The sequence below is a fragment of the Hymenobacter swuensis DY53 genome, assembly GCF_000576555.1.
Lineage (GTDB): Bacteria > Bacteroidota > Bacteroidia > Cytophagales > Hymenobacteraceae > Hymenobacter > Hymenobacter swuensis.
Window position 1 is genome coordinate 2,454,213 of the sequence record NZ_CP007145.1, and the last position, 25,487, is coordinate 2,479,699.

The 25,487-nt window shown below is 61.3% G+C and carries 23 protein-coding genes; 19 read left to right on the forward strand and 4 right to left on the reverse strand.

Annotated elements, in window-relative coordinates:
• The first annotated feature begins 87 nt into the window (after window positions 1-87).
• The 8 genes from HSW_RS11825 to HSW_RS11860 all read left to right on the forward strand — a co-directional run bounded on the left by HSW_RS11825 (window position 88) and on the right by HSW_RS11860 (window position 8,700).
• Window positions 88-1,773: a TonB-dependent receptor gene (locus tag HSW_RS11825; RefSeq protein WP_044002098.1), complete on the forward strand. Its 1,686-nt coding sequence runs from the start codon at window positions 88-90 to the stop codon at window positions 1,771-1,773.
• A gap of 193 nt (window positions 1,774-1,966) precedes the next feature.
• Entirely contained in the window at window positions 1,967-3,208 is a 1,242-nt protein-coding gene (locus tag HSW_RS11830; protein ID WP_044002099.1) for an HU domain-containing protein, read from the forward strand.
• A gap of 111 nt (window positions 3,209-3,319) precedes the next feature.
• Entirely contained in the window at window positions 3,320-4,054 is a 735-nt protein-coding gene (locus tag HSW_RS11835) for a MotA/TolQ/ExbB proton channel family protein (protein ID WP_044002100.1), read from the forward strand.
• Window positions 4,055-4,146: 92 nt separating this feature from the next.
• A complete protein-coding gene (locus HSW_RS11840) occupies window positions 4,147-4,551 on the forward strand; it encodes an ExbD/TolR family protein (protein ID WP_044002101.1) in 405 nt (134 codons plus the stop codon).
• 132 nt (window positions 4,552-4,683) lie between these two features.
• On the forward strand, window positions 4,684-5,562 hold the full coding sequence (locus tag HSW_RS11845; protein WP_044002102.1) for a hypothetical protein: 879 nt from the start codon (window positions 4,684-4,686) through the stop codon (window positions 5,560-5,562).
• A gap of 128 nt (window positions 5,563-5,690) precedes the next feature.
• Complete coding sequence (locus tag HSW_RS11850; RefSeq protein ID WP_044002103.1) at window positions 5,691-6,992, forward strand: bifunctional folylpolyglutamate synthase/dihydrofolate synthase; 1,302 nt, start codon at window positions 5,691-5,693, stop codon at window positions 6,990-6,992.
• Between the two features lie 116 nt (window positions 6,993-7,108).
• Entirely contained in the window at window positions 7,109-7,771 is a 663-nt protein-coding gene (gene trmB / locus HSW_RS11855) for a tRNA (guanosine(46)-N7)-methyltransferase TrmB (protein WP_044002104.1), read from the forward strand.
• Between the two features lie 89 nt (window positions 7,772-7,860).
• On the forward strand, window positions 7,861-8,700 hold the full coding sequence (locus HSW_RS11860) for a maleylpyruvate isomerase N-terminal domain-containing protein (protein ID WP_044002105.1): 840 nt from the start codon (window positions 7,861-7,863) through the stop codon (window positions 8,698-8,700).
• A 68-nt stretch (window positions 8,701-8,768) separates the two neighbouring features.
• On the opposite strand, the gene trpF is transcribed toward HSW_RS11860, so the two are convergent.
• Window positions 8,769-9,392 carry a phosphoribosylanthranilate isomerase gene (gene trpF / locus HSW_RS11865; RefSeq protein ID WP_197031866.1) on the reverse strand — a complete coding sequence of 208 codons (624 nt, stop codon included), beginning with the start codon at window positions 9,390-9,392 and terminating at the stop codon, window positions 8,769-8,771.
• A 261-nt stretch (window positions 9,393-9,653) separates the two neighbouring features.
• On the opposite strand from trpF, the gene mnmA reads away from it, so the two are divergent.
• The 6 genes from mnmA (at window position 9,654) to HSW_RS11895 (ending at window position 17,624) form a co-directional block, all read left to right on the forward strand.
• A complete protein-coding gene (mnmA, locus tag HSW_RS11870; protein ID WP_071883103.1) occupies window positions 9,654-10,799 on the forward strand; it encodes a tRNA 2-thiouridine(34) synthase MnmA in 1,146 nt (381 codons plus the stop codon).
• Window positions 10,800-10,910: 111 nt separating this feature from the next.
• Complete coding sequence (locus HSW_RS11875; RefSeq protein ID WP_044002108.1) at window positions 10,911-11,666, forward strand: hypothetical protein; 756 nt, start codon at window positions 10,911-10,913, stop codon at window positions 11,664-11,666.
• A 155-nt stretch (window positions 11,667-11,821) separates the two neighbouring features.
• Window positions 11,822-13,531 carry a S8 family serine peptidase gene (locus tag HSW_RS11880; protein WP_052346376.1) on the forward strand — a complete coding sequence of 570 codons (1,710 nt, stop codon included), beginning with the start codon at window positions 11,822-11,824 and terminating at the stop codon, window positions 13,529-13,531.
• A 231-nt stretch (window positions 13,532-13,762) separates the two neighbouring features.
• Complete coding sequence (locus HSW_RS11885; RefSeq protein WP_044002109.1) at window positions 13,763-14,092, forward strand: hypothetical protein; 330 nt, start codon at window positions 13,763-13,765, stop codon at window positions 14,090-14,092.
• Window positions 14,093-14,369: 277 nt separating this feature from the next.
• Window positions 14,370-15,053, forward strand: coding sequence for a ribulose-phosphate 3-epimerase (gene rpe, locus HSW_RS11890; protein WP_052346377.1), 684 nt, complete (start codon window positions 14,370-14,372; stop codon window positions 15,051-15,053).
• 9 nt (window positions 15,054-15,062) lie between these two features.
• Window positions 15,063-17,624: a TonB-dependent receptor gene (locus HSW_RS11895; protein WP_052346378.1), complete on the forward strand. Its 2,562-nt coding sequence runs from the start codon at window positions 15,063-15,065 to the stop codon at window positions 17,622-17,624.
• Here HSW_RS11895 and HSW_RS11900 read toward each other — a convergent pair.
• The 3 genes from HSW_RS11900 to HSW_RS11910 form a co-directional block, all read right to left on the reverse strand.
• Entirely contained in the window at window positions 17,621-18,457 is an 837-nt protein-coding gene (locus HSW_RS11900; protein WP_081768386.1) for a sterol desaturase family protein, read from the reverse strand. The genes HSW_RS11895 and HSW_RS11900 overlap by 4 nt on opposite strands.
• Window positions 18,458-18,526: 69 nt before the next feature.
• Entirely contained in the window at window positions 18,527-19,093 is a 567-nt protein-coding gene (locus HSW_RS11905; protein WP_044002110.1) for a Crp/Fnr family transcriptional regulator, read from the reverse strand.
• Between the two features lie 87 nt (window positions 19,094-19,180).
• Complete coding sequence (locus HSW_RS11910; RefSeq protein ID WP_081768387.1) at window positions 19,181-20,251, reverse strand: DUF2911 domain-containing protein; 1,071 nt, start codon at window positions 20,249-20,251, stop codon at window positions 19,181-19,183.
• Between the two features lie 533 nt (window positions 20,252-20,784).
• Here HSW_RS11910 and hisG point away from each other — a divergent pair.
• From hisG to HSW_RS11935, 5 genes are all read left to right on the forward strand, one after another.
• Window positions 20,785-21,636, forward strand: coding sequence for an ATP phosphoribosyltransferase (gene hisG, locus HSW_RS11915; protein WP_044002111.1), 852 nt, complete (start codon window positions 20,785-20,787; stop codon window positions 21,634-21,636).
• A 96-nt stretch (window positions 21,637-21,732) separates the two neighbouring features.
• A complete protein-coding gene (gene hisD / locus HSW_RS11920) occupies window positions 21,733-23,034 on the forward strand; it encodes a histidinol dehydrogenase (protein ID WP_044002112.1) in 1,302 nt (433 codons plus the stop codon).
• 135 nt (window positions 23,035-23,169) lie between these two features.
• A complete protein-coding gene (gene hisC, locus HSW_RS11925; protein WP_044002113.1) occupies window positions 23,170-24,222 on the forward strand; it encodes a histidinol-phosphate transaminase in 1,053 nt (350 codons plus the stop codon).
• 20 nt (window positions 24,223-24,242) lie between these two features.
• Complete coding sequence (locus tag HSW_RS11930; protein WP_044002114.1) at window positions 24,243-24,692, forward strand: AAA family ATPase; 450 nt, start codon at window positions 24,243-24,245, stop codon at window positions 24,690-24,692.
• Window positions 24,682-25,443 carry a tRNA(His) guanylyltransferase Thg1 family protein gene (locus HSW_RS11935; protein ID WP_044002115.1) on the forward strand — a complete coding sequence of 254 codons (762 nt, stop codon included), beginning with the start codon at window positions 24,682-24,684 and terminating at the stop codon, window positions 25,441-25,443. The genes HSW_RS11930 and HSW_RS11935 overlap by 11 nt, the downstream gene beginning before the upstream one ends.
• Window positions 25,444-25,487: the final 44 nt, after the last annotated feature.

Genomic DNA, 25,487 nt, shown 5'->3' on the forward strand with positions numbered 1-25,487 from the left:
GTAAAGAATAGGGTAGGAGGCTGCCCGCCTTGCCTGACGCCGAAACGTCTGCCAGGTCCCTAAGTCCCTAAGTCCCTAAGTCCCTATATGACCCACAAACTGCTGGCCGCTGCGGCCCTGCTGACTGCCACCGCCCACGGTACCGATGCCTGGGCGCAGAAGACGCGCGGCAAGATTGAGGATGCCGAAATTGAGATTGTGAAGGAGCGGGTGAACGAACTACCCGAGGCTACCCGCAACTTCGAGAAGGTGAAGGTGGAAGCCCCGGCCAAATCCGCCGAGCCCGTCAACTACTCCTTCCAGGATTTCCGCCTGCCCGCCGACAAGCTCAACCCCTCGGTGCGGGTGCTCACCATCCGGCAGGAAGAGCTGGCTCCCCTCACCGGCAACTACCTGAAGGCCGCCCTGGGCAACTACGGCACCGTCTACGGTCGGGCCTACCTGCACAACACCCGCTCCGAATCCGGCAGCTACGGCCTCGACTTCAAGCACCTGTCGTCTGCCAACGGGCCGGTGAACCGCCGCAACTCCGGCCAGAGCCAGACCAGCCTGGGCCTGAACGGCGAAACGTACCAGGGCCCGCTGGTGCTGGGTGCCAAGGTGGACGTGGGCCGGGAGCGGTACAACTTCTACGGCTACAACGGCAACGTGCGCGACCTGCCCAAGGCCGACAGCATCAAGCAGGTATTCAAGCGCGCCGCCATCAAGGTGTATGCCCGCAACCGGGCCAAGGATGCCGCTTTCCAGTATGATTTCGGCCTGGGCTTTAACTACTGGTCCGATTTCTACAACGCCCGGGAAAGCAATGTGTACGCCACCCTGCGCTCGGGCTACACGCTGGGCGAAACCAGCCGCGTGAGCGTGAACGGCGACGTGTCGTTCATCTCCCACAAGGATTCGCTCACCGTGAGCCGGCCCTTCGTGCAGGTAACGCCCGCCTACGAGCTGACCCTGGACCGGCTGGCCCTGTCGGTGGGCGCCACGCTGGGCTACACCGGCGACACCATCGGCAACGCCCGGCAGTTCAACGCCTACCCGGCCGTGCGGGCGGCCTACACCGTGACGGAGGATAAGCTGGTGGCCTACGCGGGCCTGGGCGGGGGCATCCAGCGCGTGACGCTATACGACCTGACCACCGAAAACCCCTGGCTGGCCCCCAACGTGCGCGTGGCCGACACCCGCCGCGGGCCCACGCTCTACTTCGGCTTCCAGGCCGCTCCGGCCCGGGCCTTGGAGGTGAATGCCCGCGTCACGCTCAGCAACGACCGGAACCTGTACTTCTACAACAACTCCCGCCGCGACTCCAGCAAGTTTGACCTGGTGTATGATAAGAAGGCCACCCAGCTGGTGAACGTGCACGGCGAAATCATCTACAACGCCGCCGAGCAGTTCCGCCTGGGCTTCAAGGCCGACTACAACGGCTACAACGTGAAGACGCTGGCCAAGCCCTTCCACCGCCCGGCCTTCCAGGGCGTGCTGTTCGGCACGTATAATTTCTACGACAAACTGCTGGTGGGTGGCGAGCTGTACACCTACAGTTCCAGCTTCGGCACCGGCCTGTTGCGCCCCACCGGCGCGGGCCTGCCGTACCGCGAAACCGTGCGCCCCACCGACTCCGTAATCGACCTGAATCTGCGGGCCGATTACCGCATTATGGAAAATCTGTCCATCTTTGCTTTAGGCAACAACCTCATTGGCCGCAAGTACGAGCGGTTCCTGAACTATCCGGTGAAGGGAATCAACGTGCTGGCCGGTGTCACGTATGACTTTTAATCTGACGCTGATGTAATGCGGAAATTCCGGCTTAACCATCTGTCATCCTGAGCACAGCGAAGGACCTTGCCCGCTTGAAATGCCGCATTGATACGGCTGTTCTACCGGGGCAAGGTCCTTCGCTGCGCTCAGGATGACCGGTGTTTTTGTGTCTTCCGCCCAGCGTTTTCTTCTTACCAGCACCCGCAACCGAATGCTTTCTGACCATATCCGCACCTTGCTCCGGGACCATGATTGCATCATCATTCCCGATTTTGGCGGCCTGATTGCCGAGTACGCGCCCGCCCGGATTCATCCCGTGCGCCACACCCTGACGCCCCCGGCCAAGCGCGTGGCCTTTAACCAATCGCTCACCCGCAACGACGGGCTGCTGGTGGATGCGCTGAGTGCCAAGCTGAACCTGAGCACGGCCCAGGCCCGCCAGCTGGTGCGCGAGGCCGTGTTGCGGATGGAGCAGGAGCTGGAAACGGGCATGCGGACCGAGCTGAGCGGCGTCGGCACGTTCCGGCGCACGCCGGGCCGGGGGCTGGAATTTGAGTATACCGGGGGGCAGAACCTGCTGAGCGCCAGTTTCGGACTACCCGAGCTGGTGTCGCGGCCGGTGCGCGCCACCGATGCGCTGCTGGCTCGCGAGCGGCCGACGGCGGCTCCGCTGCTGGCGGCTTCCCGCTCCAACCGCGCCACGCGGGCATTCCGCACGGTGGGCTCCGTGGTTATTGCGGGGCTGGTGCTGTCGGCCAACTACTTCTTTGCGGATATTTTCGGGTATCTGCCTGAGCAGTTGCGCCTGCCAGTAGCCGCCGTGGCTCCCGCCGCCGCGCCGGTAGCGCAGCCCGTACTGCGGCAGCAGGCGGCGCTGGGCAACCCCGGCTCCGAGTCGGAGCTGGCCGCTGCTCCCGCACCTGACATGACGCCCGCAGCCCCGGCTCCGGAAACGCCCGCGCCCGTTACGGCCCCCGTAGCAGTAGCTACTGCGCCAGCCACGAAGCCGGTGGTGGTGTCTCGACCCGCCGTGAAAGCAACCGTGGTAGCCAAACCTGCCGCAACGTCCGTAGTGTCTGTTGCCAAGCCTGCTGGGGCAGTTCCGGTTGTGCAGACGGCTAAGGCCAAAGCAGCGGCCAAGCCCGCCACCAAAGCGCCCGGCTGGGAAAAAGCCGCCGCCGCCAATGCAACCAACGTGGCCGAATCGGCGACAATTAAAAGCCGCACGGGTCGTTACTTCATCGTAGCCGGCTCGTACACCAGCTTGGCCAACGCCGAGAAGGGCCGGCAGGCGCTGCTGCGGTTGGGGCACCAGCCCCGCGTGATTCTGCCCGCTTTCGGGAGCCGCCAGTACATGCTGTCGGTAGCCGATTTCCCAGACCGCGCATCGGCTGACCGGCAGGCCAACCTGCTGCGTAAGCGCCTCGGCGACCTGTGGATCAAAAACTACTAGTACCTCACTTGACCCGATAGTTCGAAATGCAGAATAGCTAAAACGCGCAGGCCCTATTCACTACGGCCGGTGTGTTTTAGCTATTCTTTTGCTTCTCACCCAACCCCACGCATGACGCACCTGCTTTCCTTGCTGCTGCAACTCCAGGTAGGGGACGCGGCTCCCGCCGCCTCGCCCGCCGCCGCTGCTGATTCTGCCGCCACGGCCGCCAACGCGGCCGCCGCCGCCGCGCCCGGCCTCTCGCTCATCGACCTGATTCTGGCCGGGGGCTGGATTATGGTGCCGTTGTTTCTGCTCTTGTTCGTGTCAGTGTACATTATCCTGGAGCGGTATCTGACCATCCGCAAGGCCGGGGCCGTTTCCGAAACCTTCATGCCCGGCATCCGCAACCTGATGGTGAAAGGCGACCTGCAAGGTGCCAAGATGCTGTGCAGCCAGAACCCCACGCCGCTGGCCCGCATGATTGAGAAGGGCATCCGCCGCATTGGGCTGCCGCTCAAGGAAATCGAAACCAGCGTGGAAAACGTAGGCAAGATTGAAATTGCCCGCCTCGAGAAGAACATCAACGTGCTGGGCATTATTGCGGGCGTGGCCCCCATGCTCGGCTTTGTGGGTACCATCATCGGGGTAATCAAGATTTTCTACGCCATCAGCTCCACCGGCGACTTCGGCATTGCCCAGATTTCGGGTGGTCTGTACACCAAAATGGTGACCTCGGCGGCTGGCCTCATCGTGGGCATCGTGGCCCACATTGGCTACCACTGGCTCAGCATTATGGTCGAGCGCATGGTTTTCCGCATGGAAAACTCCGCCATCGAGTTCATGGATATTCTGCAGGACAACTAAAGGTGAAATTGTGAAAGGCAAAGTTGTGAGTTGACTATCGGTTCATTCTACGCTTTTGCCTTTCACAACTTCACCTTTCACAATTTCACCGCATGGACCTCAGCCGGCGCCGTAAACTTTCTTCTCACGTCGAGACCAACTCGATGAACGACATCATGTTCTTTCTGATGCTGTTCTTCCTGATTGTGTCGACGATGGTGAACCCCAACATCATCAAGCTCATGCTGCCCAGCGCCAAAAGCAGCAAGCAGATGATGAAGCAGCCCATTACCATCTCGGTGGATGCCAGCGGGTCCTATTTCATTGACCGCCAGCCCACCACAGCCCAGCAGCTGGAAGCGGAGCTGCAACGCCGCACGCAGGGTCTGGAAAGCCCCACCGCCGTGCTGCGCGTGGATGCTTCCCTGAATGTGCAGAAGCTGGTGGACATCCTCGAAATCGGCAACCGCCTCAAGATTAAGATGGTCATGGCCACTCAGGCCCAGCAAGGAAAATGAGTTGCCGGTTGCGGGTTGTCAGTTGCCAGTCAGGTAATGGTTTTGGTGTAGATAACGTTTGATGATCAGCCAGCCTTTTTTCCGGAGACTAGACTGGCAACCGGCAACTCGAAACTGACAACTGAATCAACCATGGAATACCGGGAAGAACATCGGCGGGAGGCTCTGATTGGCACCGTGGCCCTGCACGCGGCCCTGGCGGCGCTGTTTATCTTTACCGTGTTCAAAGGGCCCGATCCGCCCCTGGAAGCCCTCGGTGGTGATGGGGTGGAGCTGAACTACGGCGTGGACGAAGTGGGCTCCGGCGACATCCAGAGCCAGGCCCCGGCCAACGAGTCGCAGAACCGGGAGGACAGCCGCCCGCCCGCCGCCCAGCCTGACCCCACGCCCCCGCAGCCCACCGCCCAGCCCGACCCGACCCCGCCCAGCGAGGCCCGCGTGGTGACCAGCGAGGCTGAGGAAAGCCCCGTCACGGCCCCGCCGGTAGAAAAGCCCGCCCCGCAGCGTGAGGAAGTGAAGCCCGAGCCGCCCCGGCCCAAGGTGGATCAGCGCGCCGTATTCACGCCCCGCGCCAATAGCAACGCAGGCGGCGGCAACGGCGTGAACGGCACCAGTAACGCGCCCACCGGCAACAACAACGGCGACAACCCCGGCACCGTGGGCGACAAAGGCGACCCACGCGGCACTTACGGCGGCACAGCCTACTCTGGCGAGCCGGGCAGCGGCGGCCGCGGCACCAGCCCCGGCAGCGGCGGCCTGGAAATGGCCGGCTGGGCCATCGTCAGCAAGCCCACCGTAGCGGCGCTGGACAACAACTCGGGTTCCGTTCGCTTCAAAATCAAAATCAACGCCGATGGCGAAGTCGAATCCGTGACGAAGGTATCCGGCACGGTATCGGCGGCCCAGGAACGAGTGTGCCGGGACGAGCTGCTAAAGCTGGAGTTTCGCCGCACCAGCTCGGCCGAGGGCGGGGCCACCGGCTTCTACACCTTCCGCTTCACGGTGCGGTAGGCCGCAACCTTAACCTGAACCATGCAAAAGCGCCACTCCGGTCCCGGGGTGGCGCTTTTGCGTGGCCGGGGCTGCGGGCAAGTGGCCGAGTCGGCTACCTTTGCAGTCCACCCGCGCATTTCTGGCCCATGACCTACCAGCAAACCCTCGACTTTCTCTACCAGCAGTTGCCCATGTTCCAGCGGGTGGGCGAGGCTGGCTACAAGCCGGGGCTGGAGCGCACCGAGGCCCTGGCCGCCGCCATGGGTAACCCCGAGCGGCAACTGCGCTGCGTGCACGTGGCCGGCACCAACGGCAAGGGCAGCTCCAGCAACCTGCTGGCCGCCATTCTGCAGGCCGCCGACTACAAGGTGGGCCTCTACACCTCGCCCCACCTGCGGGAGTTCACGGAGCGCATCAAGGTCAACGGCCAGGATTTGGCCCCCGGCTACCTGGTGCAATGGGTGGCGCGCTGGCGCGGGCTGTTTGACGAGGCGCAGCCCTCGTTCTTTGAGATGTGCGTGGCGCTGTGCTTTGCCTACTTTGCCGAGCAGCAGGTAGATGTGGCTGTGGTGGAAGTGGGCCTGGGTGGGCGGCTCGATTCCACCAACATCATCCGGCCGTTGGTGTCGCTTATCACCAACATCAGCCTCGACCACCAGAACCTGCTGGGCGAGACGCTGCCGCTCATTGCCGCCGAAAAGGCCGGCATCATCAAGCCCGGTGTACCCGCCATCATCAGCCAGACCCAGCCCGAGGTAGCCGACGTATTCCGCCAGAAAGCCGCTGCCGAAGGGGGGCCGCTGCTGTTTGCCGATGCGCGCTTTCACGTAGAGCTGCAGCAGGAGCCGGCCCCCGACGAATCCACCCAGCGCCTGCGCGTACTGCGCGACGAAGTACTGTATCTGGACGACTTGGAGCTGGCCCTGGCCGGTGATTATCAGCGCCTGAACCTTCCCGGCGTGCTGGCCGTGGTGGAGGAGTTGCGCGGCCAGGGCTTTGCTATCAGCGAAGCGGCCGTGCGGGAAGGGCTGCGTGACGTACGCCGCCTTACTGGCTTTCGGGGCCGCTGGACCATCTTGGGCCGCAAGCCGCTGGTGGTCTGTGATACGGGCCACAACGAGGCAGGTATCCGCTTTATCACCGGGCAGCTGGCGCGGCTACCGTACCGGCAGCTGCACATTGTGCTGGGCGTCGTCAATGATAAGGATGTGCGCAAGATGCTGGCCCTGCTGCCCCGGGAAGCCACTTACTACTTCTGCCAGGCCCTGATTCCGCGGGCGCTGCCGGCCGAAGAGCTGGCCGAACGTGCCGCCGCCCTGGGCCTGATGGGCCGCGCGTACGGCCTAGTGCCGGCCGCCGTAGCCGCCGCCCGCGCCGCCGCCGCCGCGGATGATGTGGTCTTCATCGGAGGCAGTACTTTTGTGGTGGCGGAGATTGAGGAGCTGTAAAGTCGTGGTTCGTTTTTGGTGATTCGTTTTTCCTTGGTTGCAAGGCGCATCCACGGTTTACAACTGCCAAGACCAAACAACGAACAACGAAAAACAAACAACTAAAAACGAATAGAGTGAGTCGAGTAAAACTGAAGCGCTTTGCCGAGAATGCCGAACGGCCCAGTGTAGTAGAACCCGGGAAAGACACCTACCAACAACTCGGCGGCCGCTGGCACGAGGCTTTTTTTCAGAACCCGAACCCGATTACCCTGGAAGTGGGCTGCGGCAAAGGCGAGTACACCGTGGGCCTGGCCGAGCGCTACCCCGAACGCAACTTTCTGGGCCTCGATATTAAGGGCGACCGGATCTGGCGGGGCAATGCTCGGGCCGAGGAAATGGGCCTTACAAACGTAGGCTGGGTGCGCACCCGTGCCCACGATTTGCTCACGCATTTCGCCCCCGGCGAGCTGCACGAAATCTGGATTACCTTCCCCGACCCACGCCCCCGCGACCGGGACATCAAGCGCCGCCTCACCTTCCCGCGCTTCCTCGATCTGTACCAGCAGATTCTGCGCCCCGGTGGCCTGATTCACCTCAAAACCGATAACGGGGACCTGTTTGATTACTCCCTCGAAACCGTGCAGCAGCGCCCCGGGGCCACCGTGCTGGCCCACACCAAAGACCTGTACGCTACGCCCGAGCTGCTGCCCCACGCCGAGGACATCCAGACCACCTTCGAGCGCAAATACCGCTCAGTAGGCGTGCCCATCAAGTACCTGCAGTTTCAGGTAAGTTAAGCCTGGTACATCCTAAAAGCAGGAAAAAGGGCGTGGCCAATGCAGGTCGTGCCCTTTTTGCTATACTTGGCAGACAAACAACTTGACCGATGCAGCTTGTTTCTATTCCCAAAACCCTGCCGCTCTTTCCGGTTTTAGATACCCTTTTGCTGGACGTGCTGCGCAGCCTGAGTCCAACCGACTGGCAGCGGCCCACGCTGGCCCCGGGCTGGAACGTACACGCTGTGGCCCTGCACCTGCTCGATGGCAGCCTACGTACCCTTTCCATGCTGCGCGACGGATATTTTGCCGGTTCGGGGCCGGCCAGCGGGGCCTATACCGATGTGGTAAACTACCTCAATGGCCTAAACAATAGTTGGGTGCAGGCCGGACAGCGGCTGAGTCCGGCCCTGGTAACGGGCCTGCTGGAGCTGACCGGTCCCGCCTACAACGGCTTCCTGACCAGCCTCGACCCGGCCGCGCCAGCCGCCTTTGCCGTGGCCTGGGCCGGGGAAGCGGAATCGACTAACCACTTCCACATAGCCCGTGAGTACACTGAAAAATGGCACCACCAGCAGCAGATCCGGCAGGCCGTGGGGCAGGAGGGGCCGTTGCTGGAGCCGTTGCTGTACGAGCCGTTTCTGAAAACCTGCGCGCAGGCGCTGCCCCACCATTACCGCAGTGTGGCCGCCGAACCGGGTACGGTGGTGCGGGTGCAGATTACCGGTCCTACCGCCGCTGCGTGGTTTTTGCGGCGTACTCTGGCCGGCTGGGAGCTGGGCCAGGACTATATGGGGCCGGTAGCGGCCAGTATTGTGCTGGATGGGTCCGTAGCCTGGCGACTGTTCACCAAAAGTCTGCCCCCGGCCGAAGCCGCCCGATACCTGCAACTGCAGGGCCCGCCAAATCTCACCCAGCCCATCTACTCGCTGCTGACGGTGATGGCCTGACGCCTGAAAACAGCGCAGCCCCGAAAGTACACTCTCGGGGCTGCGCTGTTTTGGGGGTAGTGGAGTGCTTATTCTTCTTCCAACTGCTCAAATACTGCTTCCATCTCGTCAAAATCACGCAGGCCAGGCTTGATTTCGTCGCCGCCTTGTAGCACGATGCCAGCGGGGCGCACTTTTTCCACGAAGCCGCGCAGGTTATCAGGGGAAAAACCGGCCCCGAGCCAGACCGGATAGGTGCGGGCCTGCTCAGTGAGGCGTAGTAGTTCGGCGGCGTTGGGCAGGGGCGAAGGCGGTGTGGCCAGTACGAAACCCAGGTAGTGTGGGGCCTGCTCGCGGAAGCGCAAATCCACATCTTCCGGCATCATATCCTGTACCCAGGGCGTGAGCTTGAGGGCCGGCACCGTTAGCTGGGCCAGCTCGTCGGCGGGGCGGCGGCGGTGCAGCAGCACCGCGTGCAACCCGCACTTTTGCACCAGCGTGTTGATTTCCTCCATCGGCAGCGTATCGAACTCGCCGATGAGCTGCACGCCGGCTACCCAGCCACTGAGTTCCTGCACGGCCTCGGGCGTGAGGTAATCAGCAAAGGCCGGGTCGAGGCGGAAGGTGAGGGAGTCGGCCCCCATCCCGGCGCAGTACCGGGCGTCGGACAGGTTATTGATGCCGCGCACCATCACGGGAACTAGTAAGGACATAAAAAAGGCATATGAGGATGACAGGCAAAAAAACGCCGCTTCGCCGTCGGCGTTGCGCCTGCAATATTCGGAGGAAATATGTTGATAGTTGACTGTTGTGTCATCCTGAGCAGCGCGAAGGACCTGCTTGCCTCTGAACGAGGTATAAGTAAGGTCCTCCGCGCTGCTCAGGACGACAGCCCTCATCATTCAAAATTCAACCCCGTATCTTTGCGGCTTCGGCCGGAACCTTTCACGCTTCGGGCGCAATTTGATTCACGTATGAATACAACGAAAGGACGGGTGCTCGTCGCTATGAGCGGCGGCATCGACAGCTCCGTGGCAGCCGTGATGCTCCACGAGCAGGGGTACGAAGTGGTCGGGATGACCATGAAAACCTGGGATTACGCCTCGGCGGGCGGCAGCAAGAAGGAAACCGGCTGCTGCTCCCTCGACAGCATCAACGACGCCCGCCAGATTGCCGTGGAACTGGGCTTCCCGCATTACATCATCGACATCCGCGACGAATTCGGTGACTTTGTCATCAGCAATTTCACCGAGGAATACCTGGCCGGGCGCACGCCCAACCCCTGCGTGCTCTGCAACACCCACATCAAATGGGACGCGCTGCTGCGCCGCGCCGACCAGCTCGGCTGCGAGTTCATTGCCACCGGCCACTACGCCCAGGTGCGCGAGGAAAACGGCCGCTACGTCATCAGCAAGGGCCTTGATGATAATAAGGACCAGAGCTATGCGCTGTGGGGCGTCACGCAGGAAAGTCTGGCCCGCACGCTGTTCCCGCTGGGGCAGCTGCGCAAAACGGCCATCTACGACTTTGCCCGGGAGCGGGGCTTCACCGAGCTGGTAAACAAGCCCGAGAGCTACGAAATCTGCTTTATTCCGGATAACGACTACCGTGGCTTCCTGCGTCGCCGGGTGCCGGGTCTGGAGGAGCGCGTGGCCGGCGGCGAGTTTGTGCTGCGCGACGGCACCGTTATCGGCAAGCACGAGGGCTACCCGTTCTACACCATCGGGCAGCGCAAGGGGCTGGGCGTGGCCCTGGGCTTCCCGGCCTATGTGACGGCCATCGACCCCGAAACCAACCGCGTGGTGCTCGGCAATTTCGATGACTTGGCTAGCACTCGCACCGTGGTGGGCAAGCTCAATATGGGCAAATTTGCCTCTTTGGAAGGCCGGGGCCTGGTGCCCAGCACCACCAAAATTCGCTACAACCATGATGGTTCCCCGGCCTTCCTAGAGCAGAAGGGCGACAAAATCTACGTGTACTTTGAGGAAGCCGTGCATGCCGTGACGCCGGGTCAGGCCGCCGTGTTCTACGAGGGCAACGACGTGCTGGGCGGTGGCTGGATTGAGCGCCATACCATCGGCGAAATCCCGGAGCCTTCCGAGGCAGTGGCCGTGCGCTAAGCGGCCGGAATAAGTCGGCGGCCCGGGCACTTGTCCGGGCCGTTTGTACGTTGAGGCAGCAATAAATTCTTCCCAAACCTGTAGTACTTTCAGGACGCTACTTCCCTTATTATGAAAAAGAGCTATTCAGTTTATTCCTCCGTGTTGGGCAAAGTACCCGGCTGGTTGATGCCGGGCCTGTTGCTGGCAGCTGCAGCTGGTTGCCAGAACGAGACGGAAGTACTGCCCAACGAAGGCCCGGCGTACTATCCGCTGGAAGTAGGGGCGTACCGCATCTATGACGTGGCCGATACCAGCTGGCGCAACAACGTGCCCACGGCCAGCCGCTTTCAGTTCCGGGAGCAGGTAGAAGCTGAACTCAGCCCCGATGCCACCGGCCAGCCGGTGTACCGCATCGTTCGGTCGCGCCGCGCTACGGCCACCGATGCCTGGGCCATGGATTCAGTGCTGACCGTGACGGTGGGGGCGCAGCATCTTACTGAACAGCGTAACAACCGCCGCAGCGTGGAACTGGTATTTCCGGTACGGGAAGACAAGGTCTGGAACATCAATGCCTTCAACGCTCAGGATACCATTATTGCCGAAAATCGTTTTTACCGCAACGTAGGCCAGCCTTTCAGCATCACGCGCGGCGGCAAAGTGTATTCGTTTGATAACACGGTTACGACCATCAACGATGTGGCCGTGGAGGTCAATGCCGCCTACACCACCATTCTGCGCACCACCTTCGCCAAAGGTACCGGCCCAGTGTACCGGGTGCGCCGCCGGTTTTTCCACTGCGACAATACCGGCGCCCTGGGCTGCAACCCTAGCTTGAACTACCAGGGCCAGTCGCGCAGTGAGGTGCTGATTGAAAGCGGAAAATAGCCGCTGAACTTAGGTAGCAGCAACGCCCCGGCGCAACACTGCATTTTGCCGGGGCGTTGTGCGTCCGGCCGCGTGCAGGATTCGGCCCCTCATGCCAGAACGGGTGTATTTGCCGGATTCGTTTGTATCTTCCGGCACGTCAATTCGCGTTCCGAATGATTCTATCCCGCCTCTTCCTGACTACCGGTCTGAGCCTGACGGCCGTGCTTCCTTTGCTGGCCGATTCGGGCCCGCAGCAACCACCGGCTGATCCGGTTGCCAAAACCACCGGCACGGTGCGCAAGCACCTGATTTATTTTAAAGATAAAGCCGGTACGCCCTACACCGTCGCCAACCCCCAAGCCTTCCTTTCCGCCCGCGCCATTCAGCGGCGGCAGCGGCAGAGCATTGCTATCCTTCCGCGTGATTTGCCGGTTTCGCCCGCTTACGTGCAGCAGGTGAAGGCTGTGGCCGGAGCGCAGCTCTGGTACACGTCGCGCTGGTTCAACGCGGCCATTGTGGCCTGCGACTCGGCCACGCTGCAACAGGTGCAGGCGCTGCCCTGCGTGCGCTCAGCCCAGACGCTGAACCGGGGCCTGCCCGGCACCCGTAAACCCAAAGGTGAGGATGCCACCGATCCGCAGACGCTGGAGCGTGGCACACGCAGCCAGTACGGCAAAGCCTACACCCAGGCCCAGATGGTAGGGGCCGTACAGATGCACGACGCCGGCTTCCGGGGCGAGGGCATGCAGATTGCCGTGTTCGATGGCGGCTTTCCGGGCGTAAATTCGGCTTCGGCCTTCCGCTCCATCATCCAGGAAAACCGGCTGGCTGGCACGTTCAACGTGGTGGATAAGTCCACGAACGTATTCCTGCGCGACAGTCACGGCACGCACTGTTTGTCCACCATCGGCGGTAACGAAACCGGACTGTACATCGGTACCGCGCCCAAGTCTACCTTCCGGCTGTTCATCACCGAAGACGTATCCTCGGAGCATCCCATTGAGGAAGCCAACTGGCTGATTGCGGCCGAAAAGGCCGATTCGGCGGGCGTAGACGTGATTAGCTCCTCGCTGGGCTATAGCACTTTCGACTTCCCTTCTATTGATTATAGCTACGCCAGCATGAACGGGCGCACGGCTATTTCTACGCGTGCCGCCACGGTAGCCGCCCGCGTGGGCATGGTGGTGGTCAGCTCGGCCGGCAACGAGGGCAACGGCTCTTGGCGCTACATCACGGCTCCCGCCGACGCCGATTCCATCCTGACAGTAGGGGCTACCGATTCGCTGGCCGTGGTGGCCGGCTTCAGCTCCCGCGGGCCCACGGCCGATGGGCGAATTAAACCCAACCTGGCGGCAATGGGCGTGCAGACGGCTATTGTGTCGCCGGGCGGGGTAGTTACCCGGGGCAACGGTACATCGTATTCCTGCCCGGTGCTGGCGGGGTTGGTGGCCGGGTTCTGGCAGGCCAACCCCACGCTCACGGCCCAGCAGGTCATCAGCTTCCTGCAACGCTCCGGTACCCGTGCCACCACCCCTAACGACGATATTGGCTACGGTATTCCCAACTTCGTGCGGGCATATAATCTGGCTAATCCCGGCACGCCGCTGGCTGCTGCCCCGCCCGCCCCGCGTCAGGACCTGATCATCTACCCCAATCCCAGCAAGGACGACGAACTGTACCTGCAACTGGCGGTTGACTTCCAGGCCACGCCGTTGCAGGTACGCATCTTCGACGCCCGGGGGGCGTTGGTTTCCGAGCAACAGATTGCCCCTACTACGGCCGCGGCCGTGCGGCTGCAGCCGGGTGTGCTCACCAAAGGTGTGTACACCTGTACCGTCAGCAACCGGCGCGAGCAGCGCACCGTTCGGTTTGTGAAACTCTGATCTGATAAGTAGGTGAAAGCAACGTAAAAAAAGCAGACTGTGAGGTCTGCTTTTTTTATGTGTGGAAACGACCCGTTGCGTATCTTGAGACAGGTAGCGGGAGGGATTTGCTACTTATATTGGCTGAATAATTGCAAATAAAATTAGTAAATTGGCAATGATTTCCTGGCTGCTCTTGTTGTCCGTCTGAAACCCTGATTTCGTTTTATTCACTTTTAGCTTTTCTCTCCCATGTTGCAAATGATGGTCACCAAGCGCCTCGGGCGTCGGCAGTTTCACTTCACGGTGCAAGGCGCCAATTTCCATGAAGTGGTGGCCGAGTATGACCGGCTCAGCTTTCCGGATGTGCCCAAGTGCGGCCTCTGCGGCTCCGATAACCTCGACCTCACCGCCCGCGTGGCCCAGGATAAATTTAAATATACCAGCCTCAAGTGCCTGGACTGCCGGGGCGACGTGACCTTCGGCAAGCGCGCCGACGACGATAAAACCGTGTTCCTGCGCAAAACCGAGGACGGTAAGCTCGACTGGCGCGCCTGGGACAAGGAGCCGGCTACCAAGTGAGAAACAAGATATGAGAAGTAAGAACTGAGAGGACGTCGCTCAACGCCTTACTCGGTACAATTCTCACATATAAGTTCTCACTTCTATAAAAAAACAGGCCATTGCCCTAGGGCAGCAGCCTGTTTTTTTGCATCTGCCGGTACGAACTGCCGTGGTAGGCGCGTTGAGGTCCTGAGTCGAACGACAACTGCCGGGCCACCCGGCTGGCTATTCTGCCGCCGTGCTACGCTATCCTCCGTTATTCAGTTACTTTCGCGGTATGAATCCGACCCGTCGTATGGCCCCGCTGCTGGCCCCTTCGCTTCTCGCCGCCGATTTTGGCAACCTGCAATTTGAAATCGAGCGTCTGGCTGGCTCCGCCGCCGACTGGCTGCATTTTGACGTGATGGACGGCCGGTTCGTGCCTAATATTTCCTTCGGCATTCCCGTATTACAGGCGGTGCATCGCCATGCCAAGCAGCCCATTGATGTGCACCTGATGATTGAGGAGCCCCAGCACTACCTGAGTGCCTTCCGCGACGCCGGGGCGGCTAACATCACCGTGCATTATGAGGCCTGCACCCACCTGCACCGCGTGATTCAGCAGATCAAGCAGCTGGGCTGCCGGGCCGGGGTAGCCCTGAACCCGCACACGCCCGTGCATCTGCTCGAAGACATTGCCGCCGACCTGGACTTGGTGTGCATTATGTCGGTAAACCCGGGTTTCGGCGGGCAGGCCTTCATTCCGAATACGCTACGCAAAGTAGCTGCCCTGAAGGATCTGCTGGTAGACTGCGGCTCGGAGGCCCTCATTGAAATTGACGGCGGCGTAACCCTCGACAACGCCGGGGCGCTGGTGGAAGCCGGGGCCGATGTACTGGTGGCCGGTTCCTTCGTGTTCAGCTCCCCCGATCCGGTGGCTACCCTGGCCCGCATGCGCGAGCAACTGGCCACCCCAGCCATCCCGGAAGACCTCAACTAAGCCGTGCGGATGCCAGTACGTTTCCGCGTTCAGTCGGCTTACCCAGCGTTGTGGCTGCGGTTACTGCTGCAGCCGCTGCCCGTGGCTACGGCCATGGCCTTGCTGGTGAGTCTGGATACTATGGGCCAGGCTGGGCAAACCGCCCGCGTGCTGGTTACCGGCACTGTACGCACGGCAGCCGGCCAGCCGCTGGAGCAGGTGGCCATAGGAGTGGAGGGTATGCCCGGCGGAACCAGTACCGACGACCGGGGCCGTTTTGCCCTCAGCGTGGTGCGGCCCCTGAGCAGCAAAGCTCCCGTGCTGGTCATCAGGCGGCTGGGTTTCCGCACCGAGCGAATTACCCTGAACCTCGACAGCCAGCGGGAACTGACGCTCACCATGCAGGAAGACAGCCGCTCCCTGGGCAACGTGACGGTGCGGGGCCGCTCCGACGCCACCGATACCCGCGAGCAGGTGAGCATTCTGCAGTTGGAGCCGCGTACGGCCAAGGAAATTCCTTCGCCCTTCGGCGACTTCTCGGCCATCCTTAAAACCCTACCCGGCGTAGCCAGCACCAATGAGTTGACCAGCACTTACTCGGTGCGGGGCGGTAACTACGAGGAAAACCTGGTGTACGTGAACGGCTTTGAGGTGTACCGGCCGTTTCTGGTGACGGCGGCGGCCCAGGAAGGCTTGAGCTTCATCAACCCCGATCTGGTCAGTAAAATTGAATTTTCGACCGGAGGCTGGCAGCCAAAGTATGGCGACAAGCTGTCCTCGGTACTGGATATTGCCTACAAGCAGCCGGGGGCATTTGCCGGCTCAGCCACGGCCAGTCTGGTGGGCGGTACGGCTCATGCCGAGGCGGCCTCGGCCAACCGGCGGGTAAATTATCTGGCCGGGGTGCGCTACAAGAATGCGACTTACGTGTTCAACTCGCTGCAACAGCAGCAGGGGGGCTACAACCCCACTTTCTACGACGGGCAGAGCCTGATTACGGTGAATCTGGGGCCGAAGGACAACCTGGAGCGAACTTCGTTAGGCATCTTCAACACCTTTGCCCACAACGATTTTCGCTTTAACCCGGAGAGTGGGGAGAGTACGTTCAGTACCGCCACCAACCAGCTTTCCCGCCTGTACGTTGGGTATGCGGGCCGGGAGCGGATGCAATATGATATGTACCAGGGCGGGCTGAACCTGCGCCACGATGTACTGCGCAACCTGCGGCTGGAGCTGCTGGGCGGCCTGGTACACTCGCGTGAGTTTGAGTACCGCGACGTGGAAGCTGCCTACAGCATTGCTGAAATCAACCGCGACCAGAACTCGACTGAGTTCGGGAACGACGTGAACCGGCGCGGGGTAGGCTCCCGGTTTCAGCACTCGCGCAACAACCTCACAGCCCGCATTGCCACCCTGGAAACCCGTGGCACCTGGACGCCGGGCGAGCGTAGCACCGTCCGCTGGGGCCTGAAAGTGGGCCAAGAGCGGATTGAGGACGAACTAAACGAGTACAGCTTCGTGGATTCGGCCGATTTTGTGCCGGAGGCGCGCCGCACCCGGCTGGTATCCAACCTGAACCTGGAAAGCACCCGCACCCAGGGCTACCTGCAACACACCATCCGGTTTGATTCCTTGCGCACGCTCACCTATGGCGGGCGCGTGAGCTACTGGACGGTGAACCGGCAAACTACTTTCAGCCCCCGGGTGCAGTATGCCTTCACCAGCGCCCGCAACCCGCGCCTAGCCTGGAAGGCGGCCGTAGGCGTGTACCACCAGCCGCCCTTTTACCGGGAGCTGCGCTACCAGACCGGTGCCCCCCAGGACCAAGAAGGCACGCTGAACTTGGCGCTGCGGGCCCAACGCTCCTTGCATGTAATTGTGGGCAATGAGTTGCGGTTCACTCAGTGGGACCGGCCATTTCGCTTCACCGGCGAGGCCTACTACAAGTACCTCACCGATGTGGTGCCCTACGACATCGACAACGTGCGCCTGCGCTACCAGGCCAACAACGACGCCCGCGCCTATGCCGCCGGGGTGGATGCGCGGGTGAGCGGGGAGTTCATTCCTGGTACTGAGTCGTGGTTTAGTCTGGGCGTACTCACCACCCGCGAAAACCTGGCCGGCGACTCCCTCAACATCTTTGATGCGGAGGGCAACGTGACCGGCCGGGAACCGAAAGGCTACATCCGCCGACCCTCCGACCAGCGGCTGAACCTGGGGGTGTTTCTGCAGGATAACCTGCCCGGTAACCCCTCGGTGAAGGGCTACGTGAACCTGGTATTCGGGACCGGCCTGCCGTACAGTCCGCCAGATGCCCCCGATCTGCGGGGTACCAGCAAGCTCACCCGTTCCTATAAGCGTGTGGATTTGGGTTTTACCAAAGTACTGAGCCTGCGCACGGCGGTGGAAGAAGCCAATGGCCGCACCGTACAGCTCAAAACCCTGTGGATGAGCCTGGAAATTCTCAACATCCTCGGGGCGGATAATTTAGCTGGCTACAACTACATTCAGGACCTGAACGGCCGCATCTATTCCGTGCCTAACTTTCTCTCGCGCCGCCTCGTGAACCTGCGCATTATTGCGCGGTTTTAAGGTATTTCTGGGGCTGATTTATCGGTCTGCTTCTGGCTTTCGCTCAGTTCTTCATGTACGTCCCGGAAGCACAGCATGGGAAGTAGTCGTTCCTCCTTGTCGGCGTCGAAGCCGCAGGTAGCCTGGAATTCACGCGGGTTATGGTACGTGCCGAACAGCCAGTCCCAGAGCGGTAAGTCGCCGTAGTTGTGACTGTGTTTCTGGTATTCGTGGTGAATGCGGTGCATTTCAGGGCGCTGAAACAGGTAACCGACCCACTGGGGAGTACGTACATTGGTGTGGTAGAAAAACTCGCCCAGGGCCGTGCAAAGGGTGTATACGGCCCCGGCCGCCGGACTCAGACCTAACAGCGTGAAGACCAGCAACCCGCCCAGAATGGAGTTGACCGTCATTTCCAGCGGGTGCTTGTAAAAGGAGGTAATCACCTCAATGCGCCGGGGGCTGTGATGAATCTGGTGAAAGTGCAGCCATAGGAAATCGACGGTATGCCGCCACCGGTGCCACCAGTAAAATACAAACGTGGCTACCACATAAGCCAGCAGACCGCCCGCTGCCGGGCCTACATGCCGGGAAAGGTGCAACACGGAATATTCCGACAGCCATTTTTCCCAACTCACGCCGGCCAGTAGTACCACGCCCAATTGGGCCCCGTTGATGGCCAGCACGCGTAGCGGCCAGGAAGAAATACGGGGTAGCGGCCAGCCCGGAATCAGCCGTTCAAGCACGAAGCAGCCAACAAATACCACTAGAATATAGCCGAGCGTGGGCGGGAAATCCAGCGTGGGCAATAGGGAAGAACTGTCGTGGAGGGATAGGAGAAGAGGTGTACGCATGACTTTTGGCGCTTGGTGAAACCATGCGTCAAAAGTCCCTCGGGCGGCACTCACTTCCCTTGATATTTGTCAAGAACGGCGGGCGCGCAGGCGGCTTAGCGTTTCGGGGGTGAGGCCTAGGTGCGAGGCTAGCAGCTTGAGGGGCACCCGCTGCACAATGCCCGGGAAGTCGCGCAACAGCAACTCATACCGCTCGGCGGCGGGCAGCATGCGCAGGTGCAGCGCCCGTTGCTCGCTGAGTACGTAGTACTGCTCCGTGAGCACGCGGCCGATGAAGTTGAACTCCGGAAACTGCCGGTACAGCTGTTGCAGGTGCTCGTGGCTCAGTGACCAGAGCACGCAGTCCGTCAGGGGCTGTACGTATTCGTAGGAAGGCTGCCGGGAAAAGAAACTCAGGATAGAAATGACGAAGTGGCCTTCCTGCATAAACCACGAGGTGATTTCCCGGCCGTCCTTCAGGTAAAAGCCGCGCACCAGCCCCTGTTCCACGAAATACAGCCGTTGCGCCGTGTGGCCCGGCTCCAGCAGATAAGAGCGGGCCAGGGCCGTTTCGCGGCGCACCTGTTGGCGCAGGGCATGTTCTAATCCGGCCGAAAGCGGGTGGATGGCGTGACAAAGAGCAAGCAGAGCGTCCATGTGGGAAATCAAGGGGAGAAAGTCAAAAGTCAAAGCGCCCACGTCTTCCTGATGGGACGTAGGCGCTTTGACTTTCTGACTTAAACATTAATACGCTTTGGCCTGCCATTCAGTAAGGGCGATGCGCATAGTGGGGAGCTGGGTTTTGAAGGCGGTATCTTCCTTGTCACCGAGCTTGATGGCCTTGCGGGCATACACGATGGCGGTGCCGAAATCCTGCTGCTGGGCCAGCAAGCGGGCTTTGATCCAGTTATTGGTGGCCGCGTCCTGCAGCTTCAGCGACTCATTTATCCAGGTGAGGGCGCGCTCGGGCTGGATGTTGTTCTGCACCAGGTAATCGGCGGCCTGGGCCAGCAGCTGCCAGTCGTTGGGCTGCTGCTGCAGTACCTGCTCGATGCCGGCCAGTACCTGCTTGTGCACTTCCGTTTCGATGGGCAGCGTGAGGGTGCGCTTTTCCCAGGTCAGGTTCAGGTGTGCGCCGGTGGCCTTAATGTCGGAAAACCAATAAAGCAGGTTTTCGTGGTAAGGCGCGGTTTCGGGCATCACCGGCACCCGGATGATGTCTTCGCGCTGGTCGTAGCCCTCGGCCCCCCAGTGAGTAGTCACCCGGTTCAGGGTCAGCTCCCAGTCCCGGTCTTGGTGGGGCACTACGTAGAAGGAATACTGCCCGGCCGGAATCAACTGGCCGCGCAGCAGCACCGGCGTGGAGAAACGGATAAGCGTGTTTTCGTTGGCTCCCGCCCGCCAGACCTGGTCATAAGGCACTAGGCCGCCCCACACGGTGCGGTTACGCACGGCGGGGGCATGGTAGTCTACTGTGACTTCGGTCAGGCCGAACCCCTGAGAAACTAAGGCGCGCGGACTGGCCTGGGGCAGGGGCAGCTGCACGGTGGGTACGCCAGCCGCCGGGGCTGCCATGCCGGTGGGTGCGGTGCTGCCGGCCGTGGCCGGTGCTGGCGCAGCAGCCGGTTGCGCAGGCGTAGTGGGCGCTACCGGTGAAGTAGTCGGAGAAACCGGGGCGGGCGTAGGCGCGACCGGAGATGAAGGGAGCGGAGCCGGGTTGGGAGCGGGCGTGATTTGAGCCTGTAGTAGGTGAGGGGTACAGGCCAGGCTCAGGCCCAATCCCCAGTAAAGAACCGATAAGCGGACGTTGAGCATAGGGACTTAGCAGTAGGTGTGAAGCAAGTAACCGGGGCGGCTACCCTTGCCAGAGCAGGGCACTCCGAAACAATGGTGCCAGAAATACGGTTAGCAGGTTGCAGAAAACGCAAAGGTCCTGCTTTAGCGTAAAATTTCTGCGAAAAAGTTTTCATCTCTGGTTGGCGCGCTTACCTTTGCCCCGCTACTCTAAGCCCCGTATGCAATCCTCCGCGCTTTTCCTGTGCCCCTCTAGCCACCTGGCCGCCCCCGTAGCGGGCCGCCTGGCCGGGCCCTGCGCGTCTGAGTCGAAGCATCACCATCACCACGGGCACCATTCCTCTTTCTAGAGGAATGAACGCATCATATTGACCTGTTGGGCGAACCGCATCTGGTTCCCCGGCCTCCCGAAAAACCGGTGGCCCGGCCGTAGTATGGCCCCATCCCAACGCCCAGGTCCGCTCCCCCTAGTCACACTTCCTGAATTACAGTTAAGGCTTGGCCACACCGGTCAATTCTTAATTACTAATTCTTAATTACTAATTCCCAACACTATGCTCCGTCTGGCCATCCAGAAATCGGGCCGCTTAAGCGAAGACTCCCTGAACCTGATTCGGGAGTGCGGCATCAGCTTCCTCTCGGCTTCCTACAAGCTCAAAACCGAAGCCACCAACTTCCCCCTCGAAATCCTCTACCTGCGCGACGACGACATTCCCGGCTACGTGCAGGATGGCGTGGCCGACTTGGGCATCGTGGGCCAGAACGTGCTGGTGGAAGCCGGTTTCCCCGCCCTGGAAGTAGAAGGCCTGGGCTTCAGCAAGTGCCGCCTGAGCCTGGCCGTGCCCCGCGCCGCCGCTTACGACTCGGTGCAGGATTTGCAGGGCGTGAACATTGCCACCTCGTACCCGCAGATTCTGGGGGCCTATCTCATGGAGCGCGGCGTCAAAGCCAACCTGCACACCATCAGTGGTTCGGTGGAAATTGCCCCCAGCATCGGGCTGGCCGAGGCCATCTGTGATATTGTGAGCAGCGGCTCCACGCTGCTGGGCAACGGCCTGCGCGAGGTGGAAACCGTGTTCCGCTCCGAGGCTGTGCTCATCGCCAACCAGAACCTGAGCGCCGAGAAAAAGGAGCTGCTGGAGCAACTGCAGTTCCGGATGCAGGCCGTGCGCCGCGCCCGCCGCAACAAGTACATCATCCTCAACGCCCCCGTGGCGGCCCTGCATGCGGTTAAGCAGCTGCTGCCTGGCATCAAGTCGCCCACCATTACGCCGCTGGCCGAAGAAGGCTGGGTATCGGTGCAGTCGGTGGTGAACGAGGACGACTTCTGGCACATCACCAGCCAGCTCAAAGCCGTCGGCGCCGAAGGCATTCTGGTATTGCCGATTGAGAAAATGATTAGTTGAATGGCTTAATGGCTGAATTGTTAAATGGTTGAATTGTGCCAGGGCTCCTTGAACGAGCAACCATTTAACCATACAACAATTCATCAATTCGACCTCATGAACATCTTCCAATATCCATCCCAGCCGGAGTGGGCGGCGCTGCAGCAGCGGGCGGCCCAGCAGCAGGCCCAGGACGTGGAGCAGCGCGTGCAGCAGATTTTCGAGGACGTGCGCCAGCGCGGTGACGCTGCCCTGCTTGACTACGCCCGCCAGTTCGACGGGGCCGACCTCTCGGGCGGTTTGCGCGTGGGCCCCGAGGAACTGGCCGCCGCCGCGGCACAGGTCCCGGCCGAGCTGCAAACGGCTATTCGGCAGGCGCACGCCAATATTCTGCGGTTTCACAAAGCGCAAATCCCGCAGGAGGAGCGCGTGGAAACCATGCCGGGCGTAACGTGCTGGCGGCGGGCGGTGCCTGTGCAGCGCGTGGGCCTCTACATTCCGGGTGGCTCGGCGCCGCTGTTCAGCACTTTGCTAATGCTGGGCGTACCGGCTAAGCTGGCCGGCTGCCCCGAAATCGTGCTCTGCACCCCGCCCCAGAAGGACGGCTTGGTGAACCCCATCATCCTGTTCACGGCGCAGCTGCTGGGTATTACCATCATCGTGAAAGCCGGCGGGGCGCAGGCCGTGGCCGCCTTGAGCGGCGGAACTGATTCGGTGCCGGCCGTGGACAAGATTTTCGGCCCCGGCAACCGCTACGTAACGGCCGCCAAGCAACTGGCTACCCGCTACGGTGTGGCCATTGATATGCCGGCTGGGCCCTCTGAGGTGCTGGTTATTGCCGACGAATCGGCCACGCCGGCCTTCGTGGCCGCCGACCTGCTCAGCCAGGCCGAGCACGGCCCCGACTCGCAGGTGATTCTGCTGTCGGATTCGCTGTCGATGCTGGAGCAGACCAAAGCCGAAGTGGAACGCCAGCTGCGGGTGCTGCCCCGGGCCGAGGTAGCCGCCCAGGCCCTCACCGAGAGCCGCGCCATCCTGCTGCGTACGCCGGAGGAAATGCTGTACTTCTCGAACCAGTATGCCCCCGAGCACCTGATTCTAGCCGTAAAAAATCCTGAACAGCTGGCCGAAGGCGTTACTAACGCCGGCTCCGTGTTCCTGGGCCACCTCACCCCGGAAGCTGTGGGCGACTACGCCTCGGGCACCAATCACACGCTGCCCACCAACGGGTACGCCCGCAACTACAGCGGTGTGTCGCTCGATTCGTTCCTGAAGAAAATCACCTTCCAGCGCCTCACCCCCGAAGGCCTGCTGAACGTGGGCCCCGTGGTAGAAACCATGGCCGAAGCCGAAGGCCTCCGCGCCCACGCCCGCGCCGTCACCCTCCGCTTAGAGGCTCTGGCAGGCGGGGAGCAGTAGAAACAGATATATATAAATAACCTGTCATCCTGAGCGGAGCAAAGGACCTTATCACGCCAGAACCAGATGTTCGGTAGTAACCCAGACGTGATAAGGTCCTTTGCTCCGCTCAGGATGACAATAAGAAACCAACCGATGTTCAACCTCGATAGCCTCGTACGCCCCAACCTGCGGGATATGAAGCCCTACTCGTCGGCCCGCGACGAATTTCAGGGCGAGGCCCAGGTCATGCTCGACGCCAACGAGAACAGCCTCGGCAGCGCCGGCCCCGACCAGTTCAACCGCTACCCCGACCCGTTGCAGCGCGCCGTGAAGCAGGAGCTGGCCCAGTTCAAAGCCGTACGTCCCGAGCAGATTTTCCTCGGCAACGGCTCCGATGAAGCCATCGACCTGCTGGTGCGCCTCACCTGCGTGCCCGGACAGGATAGTCTGCTCATCCTGCCGCCTACCTACGGCATGTACGAGGTGGCCGCCAACCTGAATGATGTGCGCGTGGAGCGCCTGCAGTTGACGCCCGACTTCCAGCTCTCGCCCGAAATCGTGGCCAGCGTGCTGGCTTCGGATGCCAAAATCGTGTGGCTCTGCTCGCCCAATAACCCTACCGGTAACCTGCTCCACGCCGAGTACATGGAGGAAATTCTGCGCGGTTTCCGCGGGTTGGTAGTGGTGGATGAGGCCTACGCCGATTTCGCCGCAGCCCCCAGCTGGACCACCCGTCTGGCCGAATTCCCGAACTTGGTGGTGCTGCAAACCTTCTCGAAGGCTTGGGGTCTGGCCGGCCTGCGCCTGGGCATGGCCTTCGCCTCGCCGGAAATCATCGGCTACCTCAACAAAATCAAGCCGCCCTACAACGTGTCGGAAGCTACGCAGCGTTTCGCCCTGCAGGCCCTGCGCGACGCCGACCGGTTCGAGTCGCTACGCCAGCAGCTGCTGGTAGGTCGCGACTGGCTGGCCGAGCGCCTGCCCGCGCTGCCTATCGTGGCGGAGGTGTTCCCCTCGGATGCCAACTTCCTGCTGGTCCGTTTCCACCCCGATGCCACGGCCGTGTACGATTTCCTGGTAGCCCGGGGCATCATCGTGCGCAACCGCACTACCCAGCCCGGCTGCGCCGGCACGCTCCGCCTCACCGTAGGCACCCCCGCCGAGAACGAGCTGCTGCTTCAGGCTCTGCGGGAGTTCAACGCATAATTTCTCAACGTCAAGCTACCATGCAGCTCGTGCTGTTCTGCGGAATCCAGGCTACCGGAAAATCGACGTTTTATCAACAGCGGTTTTTCCATACGCACGTGCGCATCAGCATGGACCTACTGCGCACGCGCCACCGGGAACGGCGGTTGCTGGAGTTGTGCCTGGAAACCCAGCAGCGCTGCGTGATAGATAACACCAACCCTACACAGGCTGAGCGAGCCGTATATCTGGCGGCGGCTCGGGCGGCGGGGTTTGAGGTAGTTGGCTATTTTTTTCAGTCGGTGGCGGCGGATGCTCTGGTGCGCAACCAGCAGCGTCCGCCGGAACGTCAGGTACCCGATAAAGGTATCCGGGCTACCCGCAACCGGCTGGAGTTGCCCACCCGCGCTGAGGGGTTTGACCAACTATACTTTGTGCGGGTGCTCGATAACCAAGCGTTTGACGTTACCAGTTGGCAAGATGAAATTTAACGACCTCGACGCACGACTACGGGTATTCGAAACCGCCCACGACCATTGCGCGTTGCCTGGGCTTTACCTGGTGGCGCGCCTGGACGGACGTGGTTTTACCCGGCTGACCAAGGAAGTACACCCATTCGAAGCTCCCTTCGATGTGCGCATGCGCGACTACATGGCTGAAACCACCCGGCATTTGCTGGAATGTGGTTTCCGAATCGTGTACGGCTATACGCAAAGCGACGAAATTTCCCTGCTGCTGCATCCTTCGGAGGACTCTTTCGGCCGTAAGCTGCGCAAGTACACGTCGGTACTGGCGGGGGAGGCTTCCGCCAAATTCTCGCTGCTGCTCGGTGATATAGGAGTATTTGACTGCCGAATTTCCCAGTTGCCGCGTCGGGAAAATGTGGTAGACTATTTTCGGTGGCGCCAGGAAGACGCTGCGCGCAACTCCCTGAATGCGCATTGCTACTGGTTGCTGCGCAAACAGGGTAGCTCTGTAGCCGAAGCTACGGCGCAGGTGAAAGGCCAGCGCACCGCAACCAAGCACGATTTGCTTTTCGCGCACGGTATTAATTATAATGAGTTGCCGGCCTGGCAAAAGCGGGGTCTGGGTTTGTACTGGGAAGTGTATCCGAAAGCCGGCCTCAACCCGCACACGCAGGAGCCCGTGGAAACGATGCGCCGGCGGCTCGCACTTAATCTGGAGTTGCCGCTGGGCGATGCCTACGCGGATTTCATCCGGACTCTTTTGCCGGCCGACTGAGTAAATCGGCCGTTGTTTCATTGTTTATTTCCGGCTGTCGGATT

What these genes read in the sequence shown, in the direction of transcription:
- HSW_RS11825 (WP_044002098.1), top strand. Translation starts at nt 88, where the DNA reads ATGACCCACAAACTGCTGGCCGCTGCGGCCCTGCTGACTGCCACCGCC.
- HSW_RS11830 (WP_044002099.1), top strand. Translation starts at nt 1,967, where the DNA reads ATGCTTTCTGACCATATCCGCACCTTGCTCCGGGACCATGATTGCATC.
- HSW_RS11835 (WP_044002100.1), top strand. Translation starts at nt 3,320, where the DNA reads ATGACGCACCTGCTTTCCTTGCTGCTGCAACTCCAGGTAGGGGACGCG.
- HSW_RS11840 (WP_044002101.1), top strand. Translation starts at nt 4,147, where the DNA reads ATGGACCTCAGCCGGCGCCGTAAACTTTCTTCTCACGTCGAGACCAAC.
- HSW_RS11845 (WP_044002102.1), top strand. Translation starts at nt 4,684, where the DNA reads ATGGAATACCGGGAAGAACATCGGCGGGAGGCTCTGATTGGCACCGTG.
- HSW_RS11850 (WP_044002103.1), top strand. Translation starts at nt 5,691, where the DNA reads ATGACCTACCAGCAAACCCTCGACTTTCTCTACCAGCAGTTGCCCATG.
- HSW_RS11860 (WP_044002105.1), top strand. Translation starts at nt 7,861, where the DNA reads ATGCAGCTTGTTTCTATTCCCAAAACCCTGCCGCTCTTTCCGGTTTTA.
- trpF (WP_197031866.1), bottom strand. Translation starts at nt 9,392, where the DNA reads ATGTCCTTACTAGTTCCCGTGATGGTGCGCGGCATCAATAACCTGTCC.
- mnmA (WP_071883103.1), top strand. Translation starts at nt 9,654, where the DNA reads ATGAATACAACGAAAGGACGGGTGCTCGTCGCTATGAGCGGCGGCATC.
- HSW_RS11875 (WP_044002108.1), top strand. Translation starts at nt 10,911, where the DNA reads ATGAAAAAGAGCTATTCAGTTTATTCCTCCGTGTTGGGCAAAGTACCC.
- HSW_RS11880 (WP_052346376.1), top strand. Translation starts at nt 11,822, where the DNA reads ATGATTCTATCCCGCCTCTTCCTGACTACCGGTCTGAGCCTGACGGCC.
- HSW_RS11885 (WP_044002109.1), top strand. Translation starts at nt 13,763, where the DNA reads ATGTTGCAAATGATGGTCACCAAGCGCCTCGGGCGTCGGCAGTTTCAC.
- rpe (WP_052346377.1), top strand. Translation starts at nt 14,370, where the DNA reads ATGGCCCCGCTGCTGGCCCCTTCGCTTCTCGCCGCCGATTTTGGCAAC.
- HSW_RS11895 (WP_052346378.1), top strand. Translation starts at nt 15,063, where the DNA reads ATGCCAGTACGTTTCCGCGTTCAGTCGGCTTACCCAGCGTTGTGGCTG.
- HSW_RS11900 (WP_081768386.1), bottom strand. Translation starts at nt 18,457, where the DNA reads ATGCGTACACCTCTTCTCCTATCCCTCCACGACAGTTCTTCCCTATTG.
- HSW_RS11905 (WP_044002110.1), bottom strand. Translation starts at nt 19,093, where the DNA reads ATGGACGCTCTGCTTGCTCTTTGTCACGCCATCCACCCGCTTTCGGCC.
- HSW_RS11910 (WP_081768387.1), bottom strand. Translation starts at nt 20,251, where the DNA reads ATGCTCAACGTCCGCTTATCGGTTCTTTACTGGGGATTGGGCCTGAGC.
- hisG (WP_044002111.1), top strand. Translation starts at nt 20,785, where the DNA reads ATGCTCCGTCTGGCCATCCAGAAATCGGGCCGCTTAAGCGAAGACTCC.
- hisD (WP_044002112.1), top strand. Translation starts at nt 21,733, where the DNA reads ATGAACATCTTCCAATATCCATCCCAGCCGGAGTGGGCGGCGCTGCAG.
- hisC (WP_044002113.1), top strand. Translation starts at nt 23,170, where the DNA reads ATGTTCAACCTCGATAGCCTCGTACGCCCCAACCTGCGGGATATGAAG.
- HSW_RS11930 (WP_044002114.1), top strand. Translation starts at nt 24,243, where the DNA reads ATGCAGCTCGTGCTGTTCTGCGGAATCCAGGCTACCGGAAAATCGACG.
- HSW_RS11935 (WP_044002115.1), top strand. Translation starts at nt 24,682, where the DNA reads ATGAAATTTAACGACCTCGACGCACGACTACGGGTATTCGAAACCGCC.